The sequence below is a fragment of the Arthrobacter oryzae genome (assembly GCF_003634095.1).
Lineage (GTDB): Bacteria > Actinomycetota > Actinomycetes > Actinomycetales > Micrococcaceae > Arthrobacter > Arthrobacter oryzae.
Genome location: NZ_RBIR01000005.1, coordinates 180362 through 199783, shown reverse-complemented (window position 1 = coordinate 199783; position 19422 = coordinate 180362). Strand labels below are relative to the sequence as shown.

15 protein-coding genes and 1 riboswitch are annotated in these 19422 nt (G+C 69.8%); of the genes, 11 read left to right on the top strand and 4 right to left on the bottom strand.

Annotated features, from left to right (window positions below):
- Positions 1–24 precede the first annotated feature (24 nt).
- From C8D78_RS13285 to C8D78_RS13265, 5 genes are all read left to right on the top strand, one after another.
- Positions 25–1566, top strand: a complete 1542-nt coding sequence (locus C8D78_RS13285) for a dihydrolipoyl dehydrogenase family protein (protein ID WP_120954344.1) — start codon at positions 25–27, stop codon at positions 1564–1566.
- Between the two features lie 137 nt (positions 1567–1703).
- Positions 1704–2468: an ABC transporter ATP-binding protein gene (locus C8D78_RS13280; protein WP_120954343.1), complete on the top strand. Its 765-nt coding sequence runs from the start codon at positions 1704–1706 to the stop codon at positions 2466–2468.
- Positions 2465–4534 carry a YhgE/Pip family protein gene (locus tag C8D78_RS13275; RefSeq protein WP_120954342.1) on the top strand — a complete coding sequence of 690 codons (2070 nt, stop codon included), beginning with the start codon at positions 2465–2467 and terminating at the stop codon, positions 4532–4534. Before C8D78_RS13280 ends, C8D78_RS13275 begins: the two co-directional genes overlap by 4 nt.
- Positions 4531–5193, top strand: coding sequence for a TetR/AcrR family transcriptional regulator (locus C8D78_RS13270; protein WP_120954341.1), 663 nt, complete (start codon positions 4531–4533; stop codon positions 5191–5193). Before C8D78_RS13275 ends, C8D78_RS13270 begins: the two co-directional genes overlap by 4 nt.
- A gap of 8 nt (positions 5194–5201) precedes the next feature.
- A complete protein-coding gene (locus C8D78_RS13265) occupies positions 5202–5894 on the top strand; it encodes a hypothetical protein (RefSeq protein WP_147429594.1) in 693 nt (230 codons plus the stop codon).
- A 37-nt stretch (positions 5895–5931) separates the two neighbouring features.
- On the opposite strand, the gene C8D78_RS13260 is transcribed toward C8D78_RS13265, so the two are convergent.
- The 4 genes from C8D78_RS13260 to C8D78_RS13245 form a co-directional block, all read right to left on the bottom strand.
- Complete coding sequence (locus C8D78_RS13260; RefSeq protein ID WP_120954339.1) at positions 5932–6603, bottom strand: hypothetical protein; 672 nt, start codon at positions 6601–6603, stop codon at positions 5932–5934.
- A gap of 135 nt (positions 6604–6738) precedes the next feature.
- The gene (locus tag C8D78_RS13255; protein WP_120954338.1) at positions 6739–7266 is read right to left on the bottom strand and encodes a SixA phosphatase family protein; all 528 of its coding nucleotides are present in this window, start codon (positions 7264–7266) and stop codon (positions 6739–6741) included.
- 120 nt (positions 7267–7386) lie between these two features.
- Positions 7387–8247, bottom strand: a complete 861-nt coding sequence (locus C8D78_RS13250; RefSeq protein WP_120954337.1) for a winged helix-turn-helix domain-containing protein — start codon at positions 8245–8247, stop codon at positions 7387–7389.
- Positions 8248–8789: 542 nt separating this feature from the next.
- Complete coding sequence (locus C8D78_RS13245; RefSeq protein ID WP_244208394.1) at positions 8790–9743, bottom strand: hypothetical protein; 954 nt, start codon at positions 9741–9743, stop codon at positions 8790–8792.
- 258 nt (positions 9744–10001) lie between these two features.
- Here C8D78_RS13245 and C8D78_RS13240 point away from each other — a divergent pair, with 258 nt between their 5' ends.
- The 6 genes from C8D78_RS13240 (at position 10002) to C8D78_RS13210 (ending at position 19402) form a co-directional block, all read left to right on the top strand.
- Entirely contained in the window at positions 10002–10742 is a 741-nt protein-coding gene (locus C8D78_RS13240; protein ID WP_120954336.1) for a response regulator transcription factor, read from the top strand.
- Between the two features lie 3 nt (positions 10743–10745).
- Positions 10746–12368 (top strand): HAMP domain-containing sensor histidine kinase, encoded by a 1623-nt coding sequence (locus C8D78_RS13235; protein ID WP_208641951.1) that lies wholly within the window; start codon positions 10746–10748, stop codon positions 12366–12368.
- A gap of 173 nt (positions 12369–12541) precedes the next feature.
- Positions 12542–12712: riboswitch (cyclic di-AMP (ydaO/yuaA leader) on the top strand.
- Entirely contained in the window at positions 12711–13517 is an 807-nt protein-coding gene (locus C8D78_RS19715; RefSeq protein ID WP_167467909.1) for an aggregation-promoting factor C-terminal-like domain-containing protein, read from the top strand. It overlaps the preceding riboswitch by 2 nt.
- Positions 13518–13681: 164 nt before the next feature.
- Positions 13682–15211, top strand: coding sequence for a bifunctional glycosyltransferase family 2/GtrA family protein (locus tag C8D78_RS13220; RefSeq protein WP_244208393.1), 1530 nt, complete (start codon positions 13682–13684; stop codon positions 15209–15211).
- Positions 15212–17284: a glycosyltransferase family 39 protein gene (locus C8D78_RS13215; protein WP_120954334.1), complete on the top strand. Its 2073-nt coding sequence runs from the start codon at positions 15212–15214 to the stop codon at positions 17282–17284. It abuts the gene before it with no gap.
- Between the two features lie 6 nt (positions 17285–17290).
- Positions 17291–19402 carry an ArnT family glycosyltransferase gene (locus tag C8D78_RS13210; RefSeq protein WP_120954333.1) on the top strand — a complete coding sequence of 704 codons (2112 nt, stop codon included), beginning with the start codon at positions 17291–17293 and terminating at the stop codon, positions 19400–19402.
- Positions 19403–19422: the final 20 nt, after the last annotated feature.

The following is a 19422-nucleotide window of genomic DNA, read 5'->3' as shown; positions in this document are numbered from 1 at the left end:
GTGGCCGCGGCGTAGGCTGTTGGCATGACGGCACAGCTGGAGCGGGAATTCGATGTCATTGTCATAGGCGCAGGCGCCGTGGGGGAAAATGTGGCGGACCGCGTGGTCCGCGGCGGCCTGACGGCGGTGCTGATCGAGGCCGAACTGGTGGGCGGCGAGTGCTCCTACTGGGCCTGCATGCCGTCGAAGGCCCTTTTGCGGCCAGGCACTGCACTGCACGGCGCACAGACCGTTCCCGGCGCCCGGGAAGCCGTCACGCGCACCCTGGATGCTGCCGCAGTCCTCAAGCGCCGGGACTATTTCACCTCGAACTGGCAGGACGACGGCCAGGTCAAGTGGGTGGAGGAAACCGGGATTGAACTGATCCGCGGCCACGGCTGGGTTACGGCCCCGCGGCAGGTGGAGGTGGCCGGCCTGGACGGCAATAGCTACGCGCTCACGGCCCGGCACGCCGTCGTGGTCGCCACCGGGTCCACGCCCAATCAGCCACCGGTCGAGGGGCTTCACGACATCGAGTACTGGACCACGCGGGAGGCGACGTCCGCCCGCACGGTTCCCGGCCGGCTCGCCGTGCTCGGCGGCGGCGTGGCCGGAGTCGAACTCGCCCAGGCCTATGCCCGCCTGGGCGCTTCCGTGACGCTGGTGGCCCGCGGCGCCCTTCTGAGCGCCTTCCCGGAACAGGCCGCCGAACTGGTCGCGGCCGGCCTGCGCGCCGACGGCGTCGACGTCCGCCTGCATACCGGCACGCGCAGCGTCGGCGAGAACGACGACGGTTCCCTCACCCTTGTGCTCGACGGGGGCGCCATGCACAGTCCGGACCACGCTCCGGGCGCCGACTCGGCCGAGGGTGCGGCCGCGACTGCGGCTGCGGCTGCGGGCACCAGCATCACGGCAGACAAGCTGCTCGTCGCCGCAGGCCGGCACCCCGCGCTGGAGGGGATCGGCCTGGACAGCGTCGGCCTGTCCGCCCCCGAGGGCCGCCCCCTGCGGCTCTCCACCGATTCCACCGGCCTAGTCCACCACGCCACGGACAACGAGGCGTCCGGCAACCCGTGGCTCTACGCTGCAGGCGACGCCGCCGGACGGGCCATGCTGACCCACCAGGGCAAATACGGGGCCCGGGCCACCGGTGATGCCATCGCCGCGAGGGCGAAGGGCGAGCTCACCGGTGAGCCGGCACCATGGTCCCCTTTCGCCCAGACGGCCTACGATCACGCAGTGCCGAATGTGGTGTTCACCGACCCGGAGCTGGCCAACGTCGGCCGGACCTTGGCCCAGGCGGAAAAGGAGGGGTTCCGGGCCTCCACCGTGGAGCTCCCCATCCAGGTGGCAGGATCCTCCCTGCATGCGGAGCACTACGAAGGCTGGGCGCAGCTAGTCATCGACGAGGACCGCAAGGTGCTGCTCGGCGCCACGTTCGCGGGCCCGGATGTGGCCGAACTCCTGCATGCGGCCACCATCGCGGTGGTCGGGGAAGTGCCGCTGGACCGCCTCTGGCACGCCGTGCCTTCGTATCCCACGATCAGCGAGGTCTGGCTTCGCCTGCTGGAAGAATACGGGCTCTGAACCCGCCGCGGCCGGCCGCGCGGTAGCCCTGGCGGACGCGGGTGCGTCTGGTGCATCACATCCGCGCGATCTTATTTGAACTGACCGGTCAGTTTATTTAGTCTTGAAGCAGACACCGTTTCTGCGAAAGGCCTGCTTTGCTCTGCGTACAACAGCTCTCCGTGACCGGCCGGCGGGATGACCTGCTGCCGCCCACGTCACTGGAGGTCCCCCGCGGCGAGCTCCTGCTCGTCGAGGGCCCCCGCCAGGACCAGCGGACGGCCCTTGCCCTGGCCCTGAGCGGACGAATGCGCCCCAGCTCGGGAACCATCGGCTGGGACGGCAAGGCCGGCATCAAGACGCTTCGGCAGGCGAGCAGCGTGGTCGACTCCCCCGGCGTCAACGAGCCCGAGCAGCACCTGAGCGTCCGCGACCTCGTCACGGAGGATCTGGCCCTGATCCCGCGCCGCCACCGCGGCGCACTGCGCAGCACCCCCTGGCTGCACTTGAACAACTTCGATGACATCGCCGGGCTGTGGACCGAGCAACTGCCCGCCGGCCGGCGGCTCGAGCTCCTCACGGCGCTCGCCCTCGCCAATCCGGACACGGAACTGCTCGTCATGGACTCCCCCGACCGGCACAGCGGCGACCCGGCGGACTGGCTGCCGCGGCTGGAGGAACTGGCGCACAGCGCCGGGCGCCCGCTCGCCGTCGTCGCCACCGTGACCCGCATTCCCCTCGGCTGGACGGGACCCGCCGCGGTGATCGGCAACGCCGTCCCCACAACCGGGGAAACCAGCGCCGACGAGCGCCAGGACCTTCCGACCGGCCGCCTCGATCCGGCGGGCCCGTCACCTGAAACGCTCCTACCTGAAACGCTCCTACCCGAAATCCTGCTATCCGAAACCGAGGACGCAAAGTGACTGTGCTGCGGCTGGCCCGCTCCGAGCTCAAACGCATGACCGGGGGGCTGCTTCCCAAGCTGACCATCCTGGCCCTGACCCTCGTCCCGCTGCTCTACGGCGCCGTGTACCTCTACGCCAACTGGGATCCGTACGGCAAGCTGAACCAGATCGATGCGGCCCTGGTGGTCCAGGACACGGGAGCCGCATCCGCCGACGGCACGCGGCTGGAGGCTGGCCGGAAGGTGGCCGAGAGCCTGGTGGACGGCCACGTCTTCAACTGGAAAACGGTCACCAGCACCGAGGAAGCCGATCAGGGCGTCAGTAATGGCACCTACGCGTTCGCGCTCAAGATCCCGAAGGACTTCTCCGCGAATCTGGCCTCCCCCGGCAGCTTCGACGCCGCCAACCAGGCCATGCTCAATGTCACCACCAACGATGCCAACAACTATCTCCTCAGCACGATCGTGGACAAGCTCACCACCGCCGTGCACACTACGGTCGCCAAGGAGGTGGGCGAGGAGACCGCCAACCGGCTTCTCACCGGATTCGGCACCATCCATACGCAGATGCTCAAGGCCTCCGACGGCGCAGCCCGGCTGGCCGACGGCGTCACCCGGCTCCACGACGGCACGGTGACCCTGCATCAAGGCACCGGCGAGCTCAAGAGCGGCGCCGCCGGGCTATACAACGGCGAGGTCAAACTCCGGGACGGCGCCTCGTCCCTCAGCGCGGGGGCCGGCCAGCTCAGCAGCGGCCTCACCCAGCTCAAGGACAAGACGGCAGCCCTGCCCGCCAGCGCCCAACAACTGGCCGACGGCGCCGCCCAGGTGGCGGCCGGCAACGCCGCGCTCAACACCCAGATGCAGGCCATCCCGGGGCAGCTCGCAGCCGCCCAACAGGCCGCGCAACAAGCCGCCGCCCAGGGCCAGCGGGCCCGGGTAGTGGCGTCCACCAGCCGTCTGGTCGCGAGCGGGGTCCTCACCCAGGACCAGGCCGACAAGGTGGTGGCCGAAGTCGACGCCACGCCGGCGCCCCCCGCGGCGACGTCCGCGTCCGCGTCAGCTGCCAAACTGCAGGCTGCCGCCGCCCAGGTGCAGAAACTGTCCGACGGTGCCGCAGCGGTGAGCGGAGGGACAGCGCAACTGGCCGGTGCCGCACCCGCCCTCAGCGACGCCGTCGCCAAGGCCTCCGCCGGGGCTGACCAGCTGGCCATCGGCTCTGCCGCGCTCGCCGCCGGCCAGCAGAACGCGGTGGACGGCGCCGGAAAGCTCTCGCAGGGGGCCCAGAAACTCGACGACGGCGCGGCGCAGCTGGAGAGCGGCGCCGCCACGGCTTCCGACGGCGCGGGAACCCTCGCCGGTGAACTCGCCCGCGGCGCCGGCAAAGTCCCCAATCCCGACGACGCCCAGAAGGACAGCCTTTCCAAGGTGATGGCCGACCCCGTTGCCGTCAGCAATGTCTCACAGGCAAAGGCCGGGTCCTATGGCGCCGGGCTGGCGCCGTTCTTCCTCACGCTGGCCTTGTGGATCGGCATCTTCATGCTGGTGCAGGCAATGCGGCCGGTGACCCAGCGCGCGCTGGCCTCGAACGCACCGGCCTGGAAGATTGCCGCCGGCGGCTGGCTTCCGTTCCTGGCGGTCTCCGCCGTCCAGGCGAGCCTGCTGACCCTGGTGGTGGACGTGGGGCTCGGACTGGACCCGGCCCATCCGGTGCTGATGTGGTTCCTCATGCTGGCGGCCGCGATGGCGTTCAGCGCAATCATCCAGGGCGTGGTGGCGCTGCTGGGCTCGCCCGGCAAGCTCGTGGTGCTGATCCTGCTGGTGCTCCAGCTGGTGTCTTCCGGCGGCACGTTCCCCTGGCAGACCACGCCCGAGCCGTTGCACGCGGTGCACCAGATCCTGCCGATGGGCTACGTGGTCAGCGGCATGCGGCACCTGATTTATGGTGCCGACCTCGCAAGCATCCTGCCCACCATGCTGGGCCTGGTTGGCTACACTTTGCTGGGACTGGCAATGTCCACCGCTGCCGTCCGCAAGAACAAATACTGGACCCTCAAGACACTGAAACCGGAGATCGCCGTATGACCACCAGCCCCAGTGGCGGCAGCACGGCAGGCTCCGCTGACGCGGAGAAAAAGCTCCGGCCCGGCCGGACGAACGCCACGAAGCAGAAACTGTTCGAGGCGTCCATGGACCTGATCGGAGAGCGCGGCGCGGCGGGCGTGACCGTCGACGAGATCGCCACCGCCGCCGGGGTGTCCAAGGGCACGGTGTATTACAACTTCGGCAGCAAATCGGACCTGATCGCCCAGCTCCTGCGGCACGGCGTGGACATCCTCATGGCGCGGCTCCTGAGCGTCCGGGACGACTCCGCCGATCCCCTCGCCGCCATGGAGGAAATGATCGGCCAAGCCATGGACTTCATGGCCGAGTACCCGTCCTTCGCCCGCCTCTGGGTCAGCGAAAACTGGCGGACCCCCAGCGAGTGGCAGGACACCTTTGCCGAGCTCCGCGGCCGACTCCTCGCGGTGATCGGCTCCGCCATCGACGGCGTCGCCGCCGCCTATCCCGTGGACCCGGGCGTGTCCCGGGGCAGTCTCGAAACGGCCATCTTCGGGGCGTGCTTCGTGGTGGGCCTGGACCGCCAGACGTACAACCCCGAACGGACCAGGGAACAGAGCGTGGCGGCAATTATGGCCTCCATGCGCGGCTACGTCGTGAAGCAGCCGCCCGCTCAGGCATGATTGTTCACATGCGTCACATGGGTATCAGCGGGAGGATCGCCATCGGCTCCTTCCTCGCTGCCTTCGCACTCCTGGTCCTGACCGCGATCACGCTGCACGAGACGGTGTTTCTGTGGTTCGTCGGGGCTTCCGCCACGGCCTATGTAGCCTGCGTGACCGAGGTGGTGATCCGGCGCCGGCACAAGACCCTGGCCGCGAGCGGCCTGGGCAGCATCTTGTTCATCGCCTTCGGGATCGCCTTCCTGCGCCAGTGGGGGCTGGCCTTCAACCCGGACCCTGATGCCCTGTCCACCCGCGTGGATTCCGCGCATCCGGATTTGTATTTCTATCTCTCGGCGGCCGCCGGAGCCGTGACCCTGCTATTGCTGTTTGCCGGCACGGTTTTGCCCGGCAGGCGCCGCGGCCCGCGTTCCCCGGTGCACCCTGCACGACGCCGCCCGGCGCCGGCCGCACGCGGCGGGGCCAGGTCAGCCGCCCCGCGGGCCGCCGCAGCGCGACCGGCCGCGCGTCCGACGGCGCGGGGAACCGCCGCGCGCCCGGCGGCACCCCGGGCCGCCGCCACGTCTCCTGCCACGGCGGCAGCGAGGGTTCCGTCCGCTAAGTCGCAGGCGGCCAAGTCACCCGCGCGCACACCCGCCGCTAAAACAACGGTCAAACCGCCCGCGGCCAAGTCGCCCGCCCGGCCCTCCGTCCGCCGCTAGGCACCCCGGCTAGATTCCGGTTTCGCGCCTAAGTTAATCAGAGGTTCCGTGGGCCGCCGTCGCGGGGAGCGGCATCCGGACCTTGTGCGGTGTCGGTGCGGGGCATATCCGGGCGGCTCCCCTGCTCGCCCGGAACGGGCTCGCCGGGAACGGGCTCGCCGGACGTGGGCCCGGCAGGACGAGGCTCGCCGGGAACGGGCTCGCCGGACGTGGGCCCGGCAGGACGAGGCTCGCCGGGAAGAGGCTCGGCGGCAGCGCGCCGGCCGGAGGCGGGCGCGGCGGGAAGTGGTTCGGAAGAAACGGGCCCGCCGGCGGCTGTGTCGGACCGCGGACTCTCGCCGGCCGTCATGTCCCCCGCCGCACGGTCACGTTCGGAGGTGACCACATCCGGGTCCAATTCGTCGGCCTTGCGCAGTTGCTCCTGCGCGCCGGAGCGGACCTTTTCGGCTTCCTCCTGGCGGCCGCGGGCTTCCTCCCGCAGGCGCTGGGCCTCGAGCTCGGCCTCCTTCGCGTCCGCTTCGGCCCGCGCCGCCTTGGCCTCACGTTCCTGCGCGGAGAGCTCGTCCGCCTTGGCCTGTTCACGCATCTCGGCAGCGCGGTTGCGGTCCGCGGCCACCTTGCGCCTGCGGCTGACCATGACTGCCACCGCGATGATTGCCAGCACAATGATGATGCCGACAATGACTCCTACGAGTTGCCCTGAATCCACGTTGATCCACCATTTCTCTTAGGTTGTACCGTTCGCCCCAAACGCTGTAAAAACAACATCACCAAACAGGAACAGTAAACCGCAGAATGGAACCGGTAGCTATGGGGCGGGATGAACATCCGCCCAGCTCGGCGGCTATTTGGCGCGGGGAACTTTGAAGTGGGTCAGCCTGGCGTCCTGCCCGTCGAGTTCGGCCCAGGTCTTTTCCGTCTCCAGTATGGTCAGCCCGCTGGTGGGATAGCGGGTCGCGGCGTCCATGTAGGCATCGTGGTCGGAATCACGCGACGCCAGATGCATGGCCAGATCCTGCACGCCCGGCATGTGCGAAATCACCATGAGCGTGTTGACGGTGTCCGGGACATGGTTGATCACGGCCAGCATGCGCGAGGCGGAAGCGGCGTACAGGCCGTCCTCGAGTTTCGGCGTCGGCGCCTTGTCGCCCAGGGCGTGGCAAACCCAGGTGCAGGTCTGGCGGGTCCGGAGGGCACTGGAACAGAGGATGAAATCGGGGACCATGCCGTGCTTGAGCAGCCATTTTCCGGCCACGGGGGCATCCTTGTGGCCGCGCTCTTCGAGCGGCCGTTCGTGGTCGGCGACGCCGCCGGGCCAGTCGGACTTGGCGTGCCGCATGATCACCAGACGTTTGATGTGATGGGCGCTCATGACCCAATCCTAGTGCGGCGGCCCGCTCCCGAGCGTGCGGAGGCACCGAGGGGGATCGTGCCGCGAAAGCGAAAGCGCCCGTCCCTTTTGCAGGGACGGACGCTTTGCGTGATGCTCAGGCTAGATGGAGTATTCCGGAGCGGCCCAAACCACAACTTCGGGGTGCTCGTAGAACCGGTAGCCCTGGCCGCGCACGGTGCGCACCGTGTTGGCGAGACGGCCGAGCTTGGAACGGAGGCGGCGGATGTGGACGTCGATCGTCCGCTCGTTCGGGACCTCCTCGGCGTTCCGCCACAGGCCCTCGAGGAGTTCATCGCGGCCCACGGTGCGGGTGCCGTTCTCCACGAGGTAGTTCAGGAGTTCGAATTCCTTGAACGTCAGGTTCAGGGACTCGCCGTCGAGGTGCACCTCACGGCGGGCAAGGTCGATCAGCACGCCGGAAGGCCTCGGATCCTGAGGCTGCTGCAGGCGCGCCGCCTCGGTGCGCTGGCGGGCGCCGGCAGTGGGGTCGCCGAAGGTCGAGCGGACGACGTCGAGGGCGGAACCCGGGGCGCTGGCCGGCGCGACGGCGACGGCAGCGTAGCTTTCGGCGCCGGCTACGAGCGACTGGGCATAGGCCCGGATCTCCTGGGCCAGCTTGGCAATCGAGGTGCCGGCAGCAGCCGCGGTTTCCTCATCAATCCCCATGTAGAGGACAAAACCGCGGGCGACGTTGTCGCTGGGGGCCGGACGCACGGGGCCGGAGCCCGGGGCAATCACAGGCGTGGGCGCAGTGGCGGGGGCGGGCGGAACGGCGCGGAGCTGGCCGTAGGAGTCAGGGTTGTATCCCTGTGCTGCATATCCGGGAGCCGGGAAGCTGCCCGCGGATCCGGCGGGGGCGAATGCGGAGCGGCCGCCAAAGCCCTGGCGGATGCCGGAGGCCTGGCCGGCCTTGCTGGCGTTACGGACGGAGATGTGGACGTATCCGGATGCAACTGACATGGAATGCTTACCTCAATGTGAATGGCCGTCATCGCGGCTCGAATGCTACTTTCCCCGCAATGAAAACTGGGGAGGGGCGCCCGACTCTGGGCTGGGGGGCGAATGCCTGAAACTCTTGGGGTGTGAGAGTTAGGCGTGCATTCGACAACAGCGCATCTCGGTATCAGCGGGTGTGCTGATCCAGGACGCTGCGTCTGCAGATGCTGTTGAGTTCTTGTTCACAATTGAAGTGTGCAACGTAACAATGCGAACGTGCAAGTAACAATGGACTCCGGGTCCCACATAGTGAGACGGATTCCCGAATTGTAGCGCAAGTCACAATTCTGCCCGTGTAATAAAATAACAACTGTTTTTCCGGGAGGGTTGCCCAAAAGCCCACTGCGCCGAATTTTGTTCGGATGAGGCAGTTGATGTCCGGAAATGATTCACAGCATCGCATTTCAGCAAAACCGGGGCCTCGCCGCCCCGCCCCGACGGTGTCCACGGAGTGGTCATGCCCGCCGGACCCGCCGGAGTCCGCGGGCATGACCCGCGCGGAGCATTCAGTTGGTCTGGCCGGTGGAAGTAGCCGCCACAACCATCACGGATTCTGCGGTGTAGCCTGAGCCGTCCTTGGCCGCCACGATCCGTATTGTCCCGCCGGCGACGATGTCCGCCACGCTTAACTGGGTGCCCGTGCCGCCGGCCTGCTGGCGGCGCTGCTGCAGATTACTCACCACCACGTCGCTGCCGAGCGCATAGCTGCGGGTGAAACCGTCACTGCTCTTGACCGTGACGGAGGACGAGCTGACCTCGCTGACCGTGCCGATTTGTTCTGCCATGGTGGTGTACGAACTTCCCTGCAGCACCACGTATTCGGCATGCACGGCCGCGGAAAGTCCGCCGCCCATGCCGCCAGCCGCGAAGTCGCCGCGGCCGCCCTGCCCGGCCACCCCGCCGCCGGCGATTCCCCCCTGCGCGGAGCCGGGCATCCCCGGGGCGAAACCCTGGCCGCCCGCGCCTTGCCCTCCGGCCGCACCGCCTGCCGCGCCAAGCGCCGTTCCGTTGGCTGCAGCTGAACTTGAGGTCAGCGCGTAGACCCCCACGCCGGCGCCGACCGCCAGGACTGCCGCGGCTCCGGCGACGGCAAGTCCGCGCCGCGGCGTCCAGGGCCTGGCCGTGCCGGGTGATTTGGGAAACGCTCCCGGCGCACCCCAGCCCGCTGCGTCCGAGGGCGCCGAGGGCTCCTGCCGGGGCATGCCCCAGCCCGGGGACGGCGCCGTATAGGGGGACGCCGGGGGCGGCGCGCCCCAGCCGGAGGGCGTGGCCGGCGCCGGCTGCCCTGCGTCGGAGTACCCTGCGTCGCGCTGCCCGGCGTCGGAGTATGCGGGGTGGTAGTACCCGGCGTCGCCCTGCCCGGCCCCGGGGGGTGTGCTCACCGGCACGGGCGCCGGCGTGGTGCGGACGGTGGGCTCGGGGGCTGCTCCGGAACCGGTTCCGGGATGCTGACCGCTCATGATGTTTCTCCTTCAGGGTGCGGATCGGTGTTCACCCCAGCGTGCTGAGCGATCCTGTGCCTGGGCTGTGCGGCCCGGCAGCCGTGCCTGTGACCTTCCGTGCCCGTGACCTTCCGTGCGGCCGAGGACCTGCCGCAAGTTTCGCCAATGGAGTCCGGCAGGGCCCCGGAGAGGCGTCCAGCTCGCTAGGCTGGGATTCACAGGTGCCGCACAGGGTCCCCAAAGCCCCGCCTAACCGGCAGATCGGAGAGTTGTCCAATGGCCACTTCGCACTCCATGACCAACAACCTTCCCCAGCTCACGCATCCGGACGGCTCGCCCATCCGCGCCCTGGTTGTGGACGATGAGCCCAGCCTCTCCGAGCTCATGAGCATGGGCCTGCGGATGGCCGGCTGGTCCGTGGCCGTGGCGGCGGACGGCCCCGAAGCGGTCCGGATTGCCAAGGATTTCCGCCCCGACGTGCTGGTCCTGGACGTCATGCTCCCCGGGTTCGACGGCGTCGAGCTACTCAGCAGGATCCGCGCGTTCGCGCCGGAGGTGCCGGCGCTGTTCCTCACGGCCAAGGATGCCGTTCAGGACCGCATCACGGGCCTGGCAGCCGGCGGCGATGACTACGTCACGAAGCCCTTCAGCATGGAGGAAGTCCTGCTGCGCCTGCATCGGCTGGTCCAGCGCTCCGGGGTGGCCGCCATGGACACGGCCGAACTCGTGGTGGGGGACCTTGTGCTCAATGTCGACACCCGTGAAGTCACCCGTGGCGGCGAGGAGCTGCACCTGACTGCCACGCAGTTCGAACTGCTGCGCTACCTCATGGAAAACCCCAAGCGGGTCATCAGCAAAGCCCAGATCCTGGACCGGGTCTGGGATTATGACTTCGGCGGGCAGGCGAACATCGTGGAACTGTACATTTCCTACCTCCGCAAGAAGCTCGACGCCAACCATGCGCCCATGATCCACACGGTGCGCGGCGCCGGCTACGTCCTGAAACCGGCGGACTGATCCGTGCCCTCACTTTCCGGCGTAATCCGCGCCCCCGGGCGCGATTGGCGCAACCCCTCCACCTGGCATTTGCGCACCCGCCTGGTTCTGGTCGCCATGGCGCTGCTCGTGGCGATCTGCGGCGCGGTGGGCCTGTTCAGCTACGCCTCCATGGACCTGTTCCTGACCCGACAGCTCGACACCCAGCTGGGCCAGGCCTCCCACCGCTCGAGCGAATTCGGCCGGCCCTCCTCCGACGATTCAGGCCCGCGCCCTGACCCGCTCGAGGCCAGAGGGCAGGGCGTCGGGACCCTCAACGCCCGGATCAGGGACGGGGTGGTCAGCAACCCCGGCTTCCTGGCCGGTGATGCCACCCGCAAGAGTCTGTCCCCGAATGACAACGCCGTCCTCCTGGCGCTCACCCCGAACGGTGTGCCCGTGGACCGGACCCTCTCGGCCGGCGCCTACCGGCTAATGGCCGTGCGCGCCCCCTATGGCGACATCATTGTCACCGGGCTTCCGCTGGAAGAAAAGCAAAACACCCTGGCGTCGCTCGTCTGGACCATGGCCGTGGTCTCTGCCGGCGGCCTGGTGCTGATCGGCCTCGCCGGCACGGCCGTGATCCGGCGGACCATGAAGCCGCTGGAACAGCTCTCCGAGGTTGCCACCAAGGTCTCCCGCCTCCCGCTCGACGCCGGCGAGGTGGCCCTCGGGGTGCGTGTCCCGGCATCCGCCGCCCACCCCGGCACCGAGGTTGGCAGCGTCGGCTACGCCCTGAACCAGATGCTGGACAACGTCTCCAACGCCCTCGAGGCGCGGCAGGAGAGCGAGATGAAGGTGCGGCAGTTCGTCGCGGACGCCTCACACGAACTCCGCACCCCGCTCACGGCCATCCGCGGCTATACCGAGCTGATGCGGATGACAGAGCACTTCACGCCCGACGGCGAGAAATCCCTCGCCCGCGTGCAAAGCCAGTCTGAACGGATGACCACCCTGGTGGAGGACCTGCTGCTGCTGGCACGGCTGGATGAAGGGCAACCGCTCAGGGTCACCGACGTCGACCTCACCCAACTGGCCATCGAGACGGTCAGCGATGAGAAAGTCATGGCCCCGGACCGCACCTGGCAGCTCGAACTCCCGGACGAGCCCGTAGTGGTGCGCGGGGATGCGACCCAGCTGCAGCAGGTCCTGGCCAACCTCCTGTCCAACGCGCGCAAGCACACGGAGCCCGGGACCACGGTGGTCACCGGCGTCATGCGCTCGGCCGACGGCAGCGCCGTGGTCAGCGTGACGGACAACGGCAGCGGCATCGCCCCCGAATTCCTCGGCCGGGTCTTCGCCCGCTTTGCCCGGGCCGATGCCGCGCGCACCAATCCTGCCGCCACCGCCCAGCCCGTAGTCGCGACGGCGGGGGCCCGGTCCGGTTCCGCTGCCGGGTCCCGCTTCGGCAGCGCTTCAGGCGCCGCCTCCGGCAGCCCGCGCGGGGCGGCCCGGGGAGCTGCGCCGGCCTCCGAAGGCACGAGCGGCTTGGGCTTGTCGATCGTCCAGTCCATCGTGGAAGCCCACGGCGGCACCGTGGAGGTCACCTCGCGGCCCGGGCGCACGGAGTTCGCAGTGCGGCTTCCGGCCACGCCGCCGTCGGCCTAGCCGGCCACGGGACCGCCGGCAGCCGCCGCTCCTTGGAGTGCCGGCGAATCCGGCGCAAGACGACACTCCGCCACTGTGACTCCTGTTACCGAAATGTGACTTAAGCGCCGGGGTCGTGTAGCGTCGATGGAGTGCGCCGCCCATCGGTGCCGCATATCCGGATGGACGCCAAACTCTGCCGCTTCCCGGATTCCGATTGACCAGGCAGAGGCGGGGGACCCAGAGTTCCCGGGCATTCTGCACACATGCGCCCTTGGGGTGAAGCCGACACGTGATATTCCGTGCGGCCGGATGACCTCATCCGAACCCGACAGCTAACTCCGCAGGCGTTGAGAGGCGATCATGACTGAATCCCAGGTACAAACGCGCCCTGACGGCGTTTCGCATTCCCCCGCCGCCAAGTCGCGCCACCGCGCCAACCCGGCCAAGCGTCAGGCGTCCGCCCTGTCGCGGCTGGCCGGCGCACTCGGCATCACCGGCCACCGTGCCGCCGTCGTCGCCGTCGCCGGCGCAATGCTGGTGGGGGGCGGCGCAGCCAGCCAGGCTGCAGAGCCGGGCGCCCGCGCAGCGAACGTTGCGGACGCCCAGGCCGTCACCAGTACGGATCCGCTGGCCAAGCTCAACTTTGAACGGGTCCAGGTCGCTGGGTCCACGACGCCGGCGACCAGCAGCGCGGCCCCGGCGGCCAAGCCGGCCGCCGCGCCGGCTCCCGCGCCCGCCGCCTCTCCGGCACCCGCGCCTGCCCACGCACCGGCCCCCGCGCCTGCTCCCTCTCACACCCCGGCCCCCGCCCCGGCCCCGGTTCAAGCACCGGCACCGGCACCGGCACCGGTCGCCGTCGACGACCCCGCCGGCGCGCAGGCTTACGCCGCCGCCCAGCTGGGCAACTATGGGTGGGCCCCGGACCAGATGCAGTGCCTGCAGAAGCTCTGGACCAAGGAATCGGACTGGAAGACCACCGCCACGAACGCCAGCAGCGGCGCCTACGGCGTGGTTCAGTCCCTGCCTGCCTCGAAGATGGCGAGCGCCGGCGCGGACTACATGACCAACTACCGGACCCAGATCAACTGGGGCCTGAACTACGTCAAGTCCCGCTACGGTTCACCCTGCGGCGCACTGGACTTCCACTACGCGCACAACTGGTACTAAGCCGGCACCAGCCAGCCCAGCCTAGCCAGCAGAACACGAGGAGGCCCCGGATCCACGCGATCCGGGGCCTCCTGTGCGCTCGCAAGCCTGGACCGGAAAAGTTCCACAGCCCCCGCACAGCTTGACCCTAAAGCCCTCATATCGGCCGACGGGAAAGTTGAGCCATGACGTTCACAGACCAGGCCCCAGGAACCCTGTCCCATTCCACGGCGACGCCGGCCGGCCCGGCTGCGGCCGCCGCGCCGTCCGGCCCTGCCCTGTCCGGGCCTGCTTTGGCCGACGCGCCTGTCCCGGACCCGTTCGTCCCGGCATTCACCGGACCCGGCAGCCGGCGCTCCGCCATTGACACGCGCATCACCACACCGGTGCTGGACGTCACCATCCCGGTCTTCAACGAGGAACGGGACCTCGAAGCATGCCTGCGCAGGCTCCACGCGTATCTTCTCGGCTCCTTCCCGCACCCCTTCCGGATCACCGTCGCGGACAACGCCAGCACGGACGGAACGCTCAAGACGGCCGAACGAGTAGCCCGCGAGCTCCGCGAGGTGAACGTGGTCCACATGGCCGAAAAAGGCCGCGGCAACGCGCTTCGCAAGGTGTGGCTTGCCTCGCCGTCGCCGGTCCTGGCATACATGGACGTTGACCTTTCCACGGATCTCGCGGCACTCGGCCCCCTCCTTGCCCCGCTCATTTCCGGGCACTCGGACCTGGCGATCGGGACCCGGCTGACCCGCAACTCGCGCGTGGTCCGCGGACCCAAGCGGGAATTCATCTCGCGCGGCTACAACTTCCTGCTCCATTCCTTCATGGGCGCCCACTTCAGCGACGCCCAGTGCGGCTTCAAGGCAATCAGGGCGGACGTGGCCCGGCAACTGCTCCCCCATACCCTGGACAATGCCTGGTTCTTCGACACCGAACTGCTGGTCCTGGCCGAAAAATGCGGCCTCCGCGTCCACGAAGTCCCCGTGGACTGGACGGACGACCCGGATTCCAGCGTGGACATCGTCCAGACGGCCCTCGCGGACCTGCGGGGCATGACTAGGCTGAGCCGGGATCTGGTCTCGGGCCGGATCCCCGTTCCCGAACTGCGCGCCGCCCTGGCCCGCGGACCGCTTCCCGCCTCCTCGCGGGCCCAGGAACAAAGTCTCGGCGGAAGCCTCTTCGGGCAGCTCGTCCGTTTCGGGAGCATCGGGGTGGCCTCAACCCTGGCGTACCTGCTGATCTTCCTGCTCTGCCGCGGGATCATGGACCCGCAGCTGGCAAATTTCCTCGCGCTGCTGACCACCGCCGTGGCCAACACCGCGGCCAACCGGCGCTTCACCTTCGGTATCCAGGGCAGCAGCCAGGCGGCGCGCCACCACTTCGAGGGACTGCTGGTTTTCGGGATCGGGCTGGCCCTGACCTCGGGCGCGCTCGCCCTGGTTCACGGCGCGTCGGCAGGAACCCCGGACCGCTGGCTTGAACTCGTCACCGTCACTGCCGCCAACCTGGCCGCCACGGCCGTCAAATTCCTGCTCTTCCGGCTGGTGGTGTTCCGGGGCCGGCCCCACGACACTCTCCCGGCACCCGACGCCGACAGCACTGTCCCGGCGCCCGACGTCGACAGCACTGTCCCGGCGCCCGACGTCGACAGCACTGTCCCGGCGCCCGACGTCACCGATGCTTCCCTCCCCCGCACAGAAACGGCCAAGTAAATGACCTCAACCATCAACCCCGCCACCGGAGTCCAGGCTGACTCCCCCGCCGGCGCCCCGCCGTCGGTCCACGATTCGCCCGCCCCCGCACCTGAGTCGGCCGGGAGGGCATCCCGCCCGCCCACGTCCCAGAGCCGCCGGGAACGGCTGCTCTTCGGACCCCAGCCGCGCTGGGTAAGGCCCTCGGCAGCCCTGCTGCTGGTCCTCACCGCGGTGCTGTACCTCTGGAACCTGGAAGCGACGGGCTATGGCAACTCCTTCTACGCCGCGGCGATCCAGGCCGGAACCAAGGACTGGACCGCGCTGCTCTTCGGCTCACTCGACGCCGGCAACGCCATCACGGTGGACAAGCCGCCGGCCGCACTGTGGATCCCCGCACTCGCGGGGCGGATCTTCGGCTTCTCGGCGCTGAGCATGCTCATTCCCCAGGCGCTCATGGGCATAGCCGCCGTCGGGCTCCTCTACCTGACTGTCAAGCGGGTGTCCGGCCCGGCCGCGGGCCTGCTGGCCGGCGGCGCCCTGGCGCTGACCCCCGTGGCCGCCCTCATGTTCCGGTTCAACAACCCCGATGCCATGCTCACTCTGTGCCTGGTGCTGGCGGCCTACCTCACCACCCGCGCCACCGAAAAGGCCGGCTGGAAGTGGCTCGCCGGGGCCGGCGCGGTGATCGGCCTGGCCTTCCTGACCAAGATGCTGCAGGGTTTCCTGATCGCGCCGGGGCTTGCCTTGGCCTACGTGTGGGCGGCCCCCGCCACCCTCGGCCGACGGGTCCTTCACCTTCTGGCCGCCGCCGCCGGGATCGCGGTGGTGGCCGGAAGCTACATTGTCCTGTTCCAGCTGACCCCGGCCTCGGCCCGGCCGTACATGGCAGGCTCGGAGACCAACAGCTTCCTGGAACTCACGTTCGGCTATAACGGACTGGGCAGGATCACCGGGTCCGGCGGAGGAATGCCGGGCGGAGGCAACTTCGGAGGCAACGCCGGAGGCCCGGGCGGCAACGGAAACGTCGGCTTCGGCGGCGCGGCAGGGATTACGCGGATGTTCGGCACCAGCTTCGGCGGCGAGGTCTCCTGGCTGCTGCCGGCTGCCCTGATCCTGCTGGCGGCCGGCCTGTGGTTCACCCGGCGCGAGGCCCGGACCTCGAAAACCCGGGCGGCGCTCCTGCTGTGGGGCGGCTGGCTGGTAGTCACGGCCGGAATTTTCAGCTTCATGAGCGGCACCGTGCACCCTTACTACGCCGTGGCGCTGGCCCCCGCGGTCGCGGCCCTGACTGGCATCGGGTCTGTGGAATTGTGGCGGGGCCGGTCCTACTGGCCGGGGCGGATAGTCCTGGCCGTGACAGTACTGGCCACCTCGGTCTGGTCCGCTGCGCTCCTTGGCCGCGACCCGTCCTGGCTTCCCGGTCTCCGGGTGATCACCGTGGTCCTGGGCGTCCTGGCCACCGCGGCACTGCTCCTGCGTGCGGACAGCCTCGCCGGCCTTCCGGCCCGGCTCCGCAAGGCCGCCACGGCCGGCGTCGTGGTTCTCTCGCTGCTCGCCGGCGGGCTCGGCACCACCGCGTGGACGCTGGCAACCGTCGCCCAGCCGCACTCCGGTTCCATCCCCACGTCAGGGCCCACCGCGTCCGCGATGGGCGGCGGCTTCGGGATGGCCGGCAGGGCATTCGGCGACCGCGCGAACGCCGACACCAACGCCGAGACCGGCGGCGCGCCCGCGGCGCCCGGCGGACCCGGCGGGGAGACCACCTCGGCCGAGCTGACCACCCTGCTCAAGTCCTCCGGTGCCAAGTGGTCCGCGATTGTTTCCGGAGCCACCCAGGCCGCGAGCCTGGAACTCGCCACGGGCACCAGCGTAATCGCGCTCGGCGGCTGGAACGGCGGAGACCCCTACCCAACGCTCGCGCAGTTCCAGGCCATGGTGGACCGCGGCGAGATCGGCTACTTCATCTCCGGCGGCGGCCTGGGCGGCATGGGCGGGGGCCGCGGCGGCAACTCCGAGGTCGCCACCTGGGTCGCCGCCAACTTCCAGGCCCAGACCGTGGGCAACACCACGGTCTACAAGCTGGGGGCTTAGGGCGCCATGACGGACACCCTGAACCCCAGGACGGGCCCGACGCCGGCCCTCGCGCTGGACCCGGCGGGGCCGCAAGCCCCGCTGGGCCGTCGGCCCCCGCAAGGCCCGCACGCCCCGGCTGCCCCGGCCGCGGCCGCCGCCGCGCGCCGCGGCCCGGGCAGCAGGCGGCAGCGGCTGGAACTGGCGGCCCTGCTGCTGGCCACAGCCGTGCTGTACCTGTGGAACCTCGGCGCGTCCGGCTGGGCCAACGCTTTCTACTCGGCCGCGGCCCAGGCCGGCTCGCAGGACTGGGCGGCCTGGTTCTTCGGCTCGTCCGACGCCGCCAACGCCATCACCGTGGACAAGCCGCCGGCGTCGTTGTGGGTGATGGGACTCTCCGTGCGGATCTTCGGGCTGAGCTCCTGGAGCATCCTGGTCCCGCAGGCCCTCATGGGGGCCGGCACGGTGTGGCTCCTCTATCTGGCCGTGCGCCGGGCCGCGGCCCCCGCCACGGCCGATCCGCGGCTGGCCCACCGTGCCGGGCTCCTCGCCGGTGCGGTCATGGCGCTGACCCCGGTGGCCGTGCTGATGTTCCGGTTCAACAACCCCGATGCCCTCCTGGTGCTCCTGATGACCGCGGCCGCCTACGCCGTGCTGCGCGCCATCCAGGATGCGCGCCTGCGCTGGCTCCTGTTCGCCGGGGTCCTCCTGGGCTTCGGGTTTCTCACTAAGCAGCTGCAGGTCCTGCTGGTTGTCCCGGGCTTTGCCGTGGCGTACCTGCTCGCGGCACCGGCCGGGCTGGGCAGGCGCATCGTCCACCTGCTGGCTGCGGGCCTGGCGATGGCCGTCGCCGCCGGGTGGTGGCTGGCCGCCGTCGAGCTCATTCCGGCCGCCAACCGGCCGTACATCGGCGGCTCGCAGAACAACTCCATCCTGGAACTCACCCTTGGCTACAACGGCCTGGGCCGGCTGAACGGCGACGAAACCGGAAGCGTGGGCGGCAGCAACGGCTGGGGCACACCGGGACTCTTCCGGCTCTTCAACAGCGAATTCGGCGGCCAGGTCGCCTGGCTGCTTCCCTCGGTGCTGCTGCTCGGAGCGGGGCTGCTGTGGCTGGGGCGTAGGGCCCCGCGCACCGACGCCGTACGGGCCGCGGTGATCATCTGGGGTTCCTGGGTGGCGGTCACCGGGCTGACGTTCAGCTTCATGGCCGGGATCATCCACCCGTATTACATGGTGGCGCTGGCTCCCGGAATCGCGGGGCTCGCCGGGCTGGGCGGGGTCCTGCTCTGGCAGCGGCGGGACCAGCCCGTGGCGGTCGCCGTGCTCGCGGCGGCCATCGTGGCCGCGGGGACCATGGCCTCCGAGCTCCTCGGCCGCACCGCGACGTATCTTCCGTGGCTGCGCTGGGTGGTGCTCCTGGTTTCGCTCGCGGCAGCCGGCCTGGTGCTGGCGGCCGCGGCCCCGGCCTTCAAAGACGCCAGCATCAAGGGATCCGGGATCACGGCGTCCGGAATCATGGCGCGGACGACGGCGGCGCTCGCCGTCGCCGCAGCCCTCGCCGGGCCGCTGGCGTACTCGCTGTCCACCGCGGCCACGGCCCACAGCGGGTCGATCGTCAGCGCCGGGCCGGCCGTGTCCGGCCGGGGCGGAGCGGGAATGCCGCCCGCCTTCGGCAGCGCGCCGGGCGGCATCGGCGGGGCAGCTGCGGCGAACGGCACCGGCGCTGGGACCGGCACCGGCCTGGTCCGCGGCCCCGGCGCGGGCGGCGCAGGCGGAATGGGCGGCCTGCTGGGGGCCAGCGCGCCGTCGGCGGCCCTGGTCACCGCGCTGCAGACGAACGCCGGCAAATTCACCTGGGCCGCCGCCGTCGTCGGGTCCAACAACGCCGCCGGCTATCAGCTGGCCACGCAGCTCCCGGTGATGGCCGTGGGCGGGTTCAACGGCACCGATCCCGCGCCCACGCTGGCACAGTTCCAGCAGTACGTGGCCGATGGCAAGATCCACTATTTCATCGCCGGGCGGACGATGCAGGGCGAGAGCGGATCCGATGATGCCGCCCTGATAGCCGCCTGGGTGCAGGCCAATTTCTCTGCCCGGACCGTGGGCGGGACCACCGTGTACCTGCTGGCGGGGTAGGCGCCGCGCCTAAAACTGAA

What these genes read in the sequence shown, in the direction of transcription:
- C8D78_RS13285 (WP_120954344.1), top strand. Translation starts at nt 25, where the DNA reads ATGACGGCACAGCTGGAGCGGGAATTCGATGTCATTGTCATAGGCGCA.
- C8D78_RS13270 (WP_120954341.1), top strand. Translation starts at nt 4,531, where the DNA reads ATGACCACCAGCCCCAGTGGCGGCAGCACGGCAGGCTCCGCTGACGCG.
- C8D78_RS13265 (WP_147429594.1), top strand. Translation starts at nt 5,202, where the DNA reads ATGCGTCACATGGGTATCAGCGGGAGGATCGCCATCGGCTCCTTCCTC.
- C8D78_RS13255 (WP_120954338.1), bottom strand. Translation starts at nt 7,266, where the DNA reads ATGAGCGCCCATCACATCAAACGTCTGGTGATCATGCGGCACGCCAAG.
- C8D78_RS13250 (WP_120954337.1), bottom strand. Translation starts at nt 8,247, where the DNA reads ATGTCAGTTGCATCCGGATACGTCCACATCTCCGTCCGTAACGCCAGC.
- C8D78_RS13245 (WP_244208394.1), bottom strand. Translation starts at nt 9,743, where the DNA reads ATGAGCGGTCAGCATCCCGGAACCGGTTCCGGAGCAGCCCCCGAGCCC.
- C8D78_RS13240 (WP_120954336.1), top strand. Translation starts at nt 10,002, where the DNA reads ATGGCCACTTCGCACTCCATGACCAACAACCTTCCCCAGCTCACGCAT.
- C8D78_RS19715 (WP_167467909.1), top strand. Translation starts at nt 12,711, where the DNA reads ATGACTGAATCCCAGGTACAAACGCGCCCTGACGGCGTTTCGCATTCC.
- C8D78_RS13220 (WP_244208393.1), top strand. Translation starts at nt 13,682, where the DNA reads ATGACGTTCACAGACCAGGCCCCAGGAACCCTGTCCCATTCCACGGCG.
- C8D78_RS13215 (WP_120954334.1), top strand. Translation starts at nt 15,212, where the DNA reads ATGACCTCAACCATCAACCCCGCCACCGGAGTCCAGGCTGACTCCCCC.
- C8D78_RS13210 (WP_120954333.1), top strand. Translation starts at nt 17,291, where the DNA reads ATGACGGACACCCTGAACCCCAGGACGGGCCCGACGCCGGCCCTCGCG.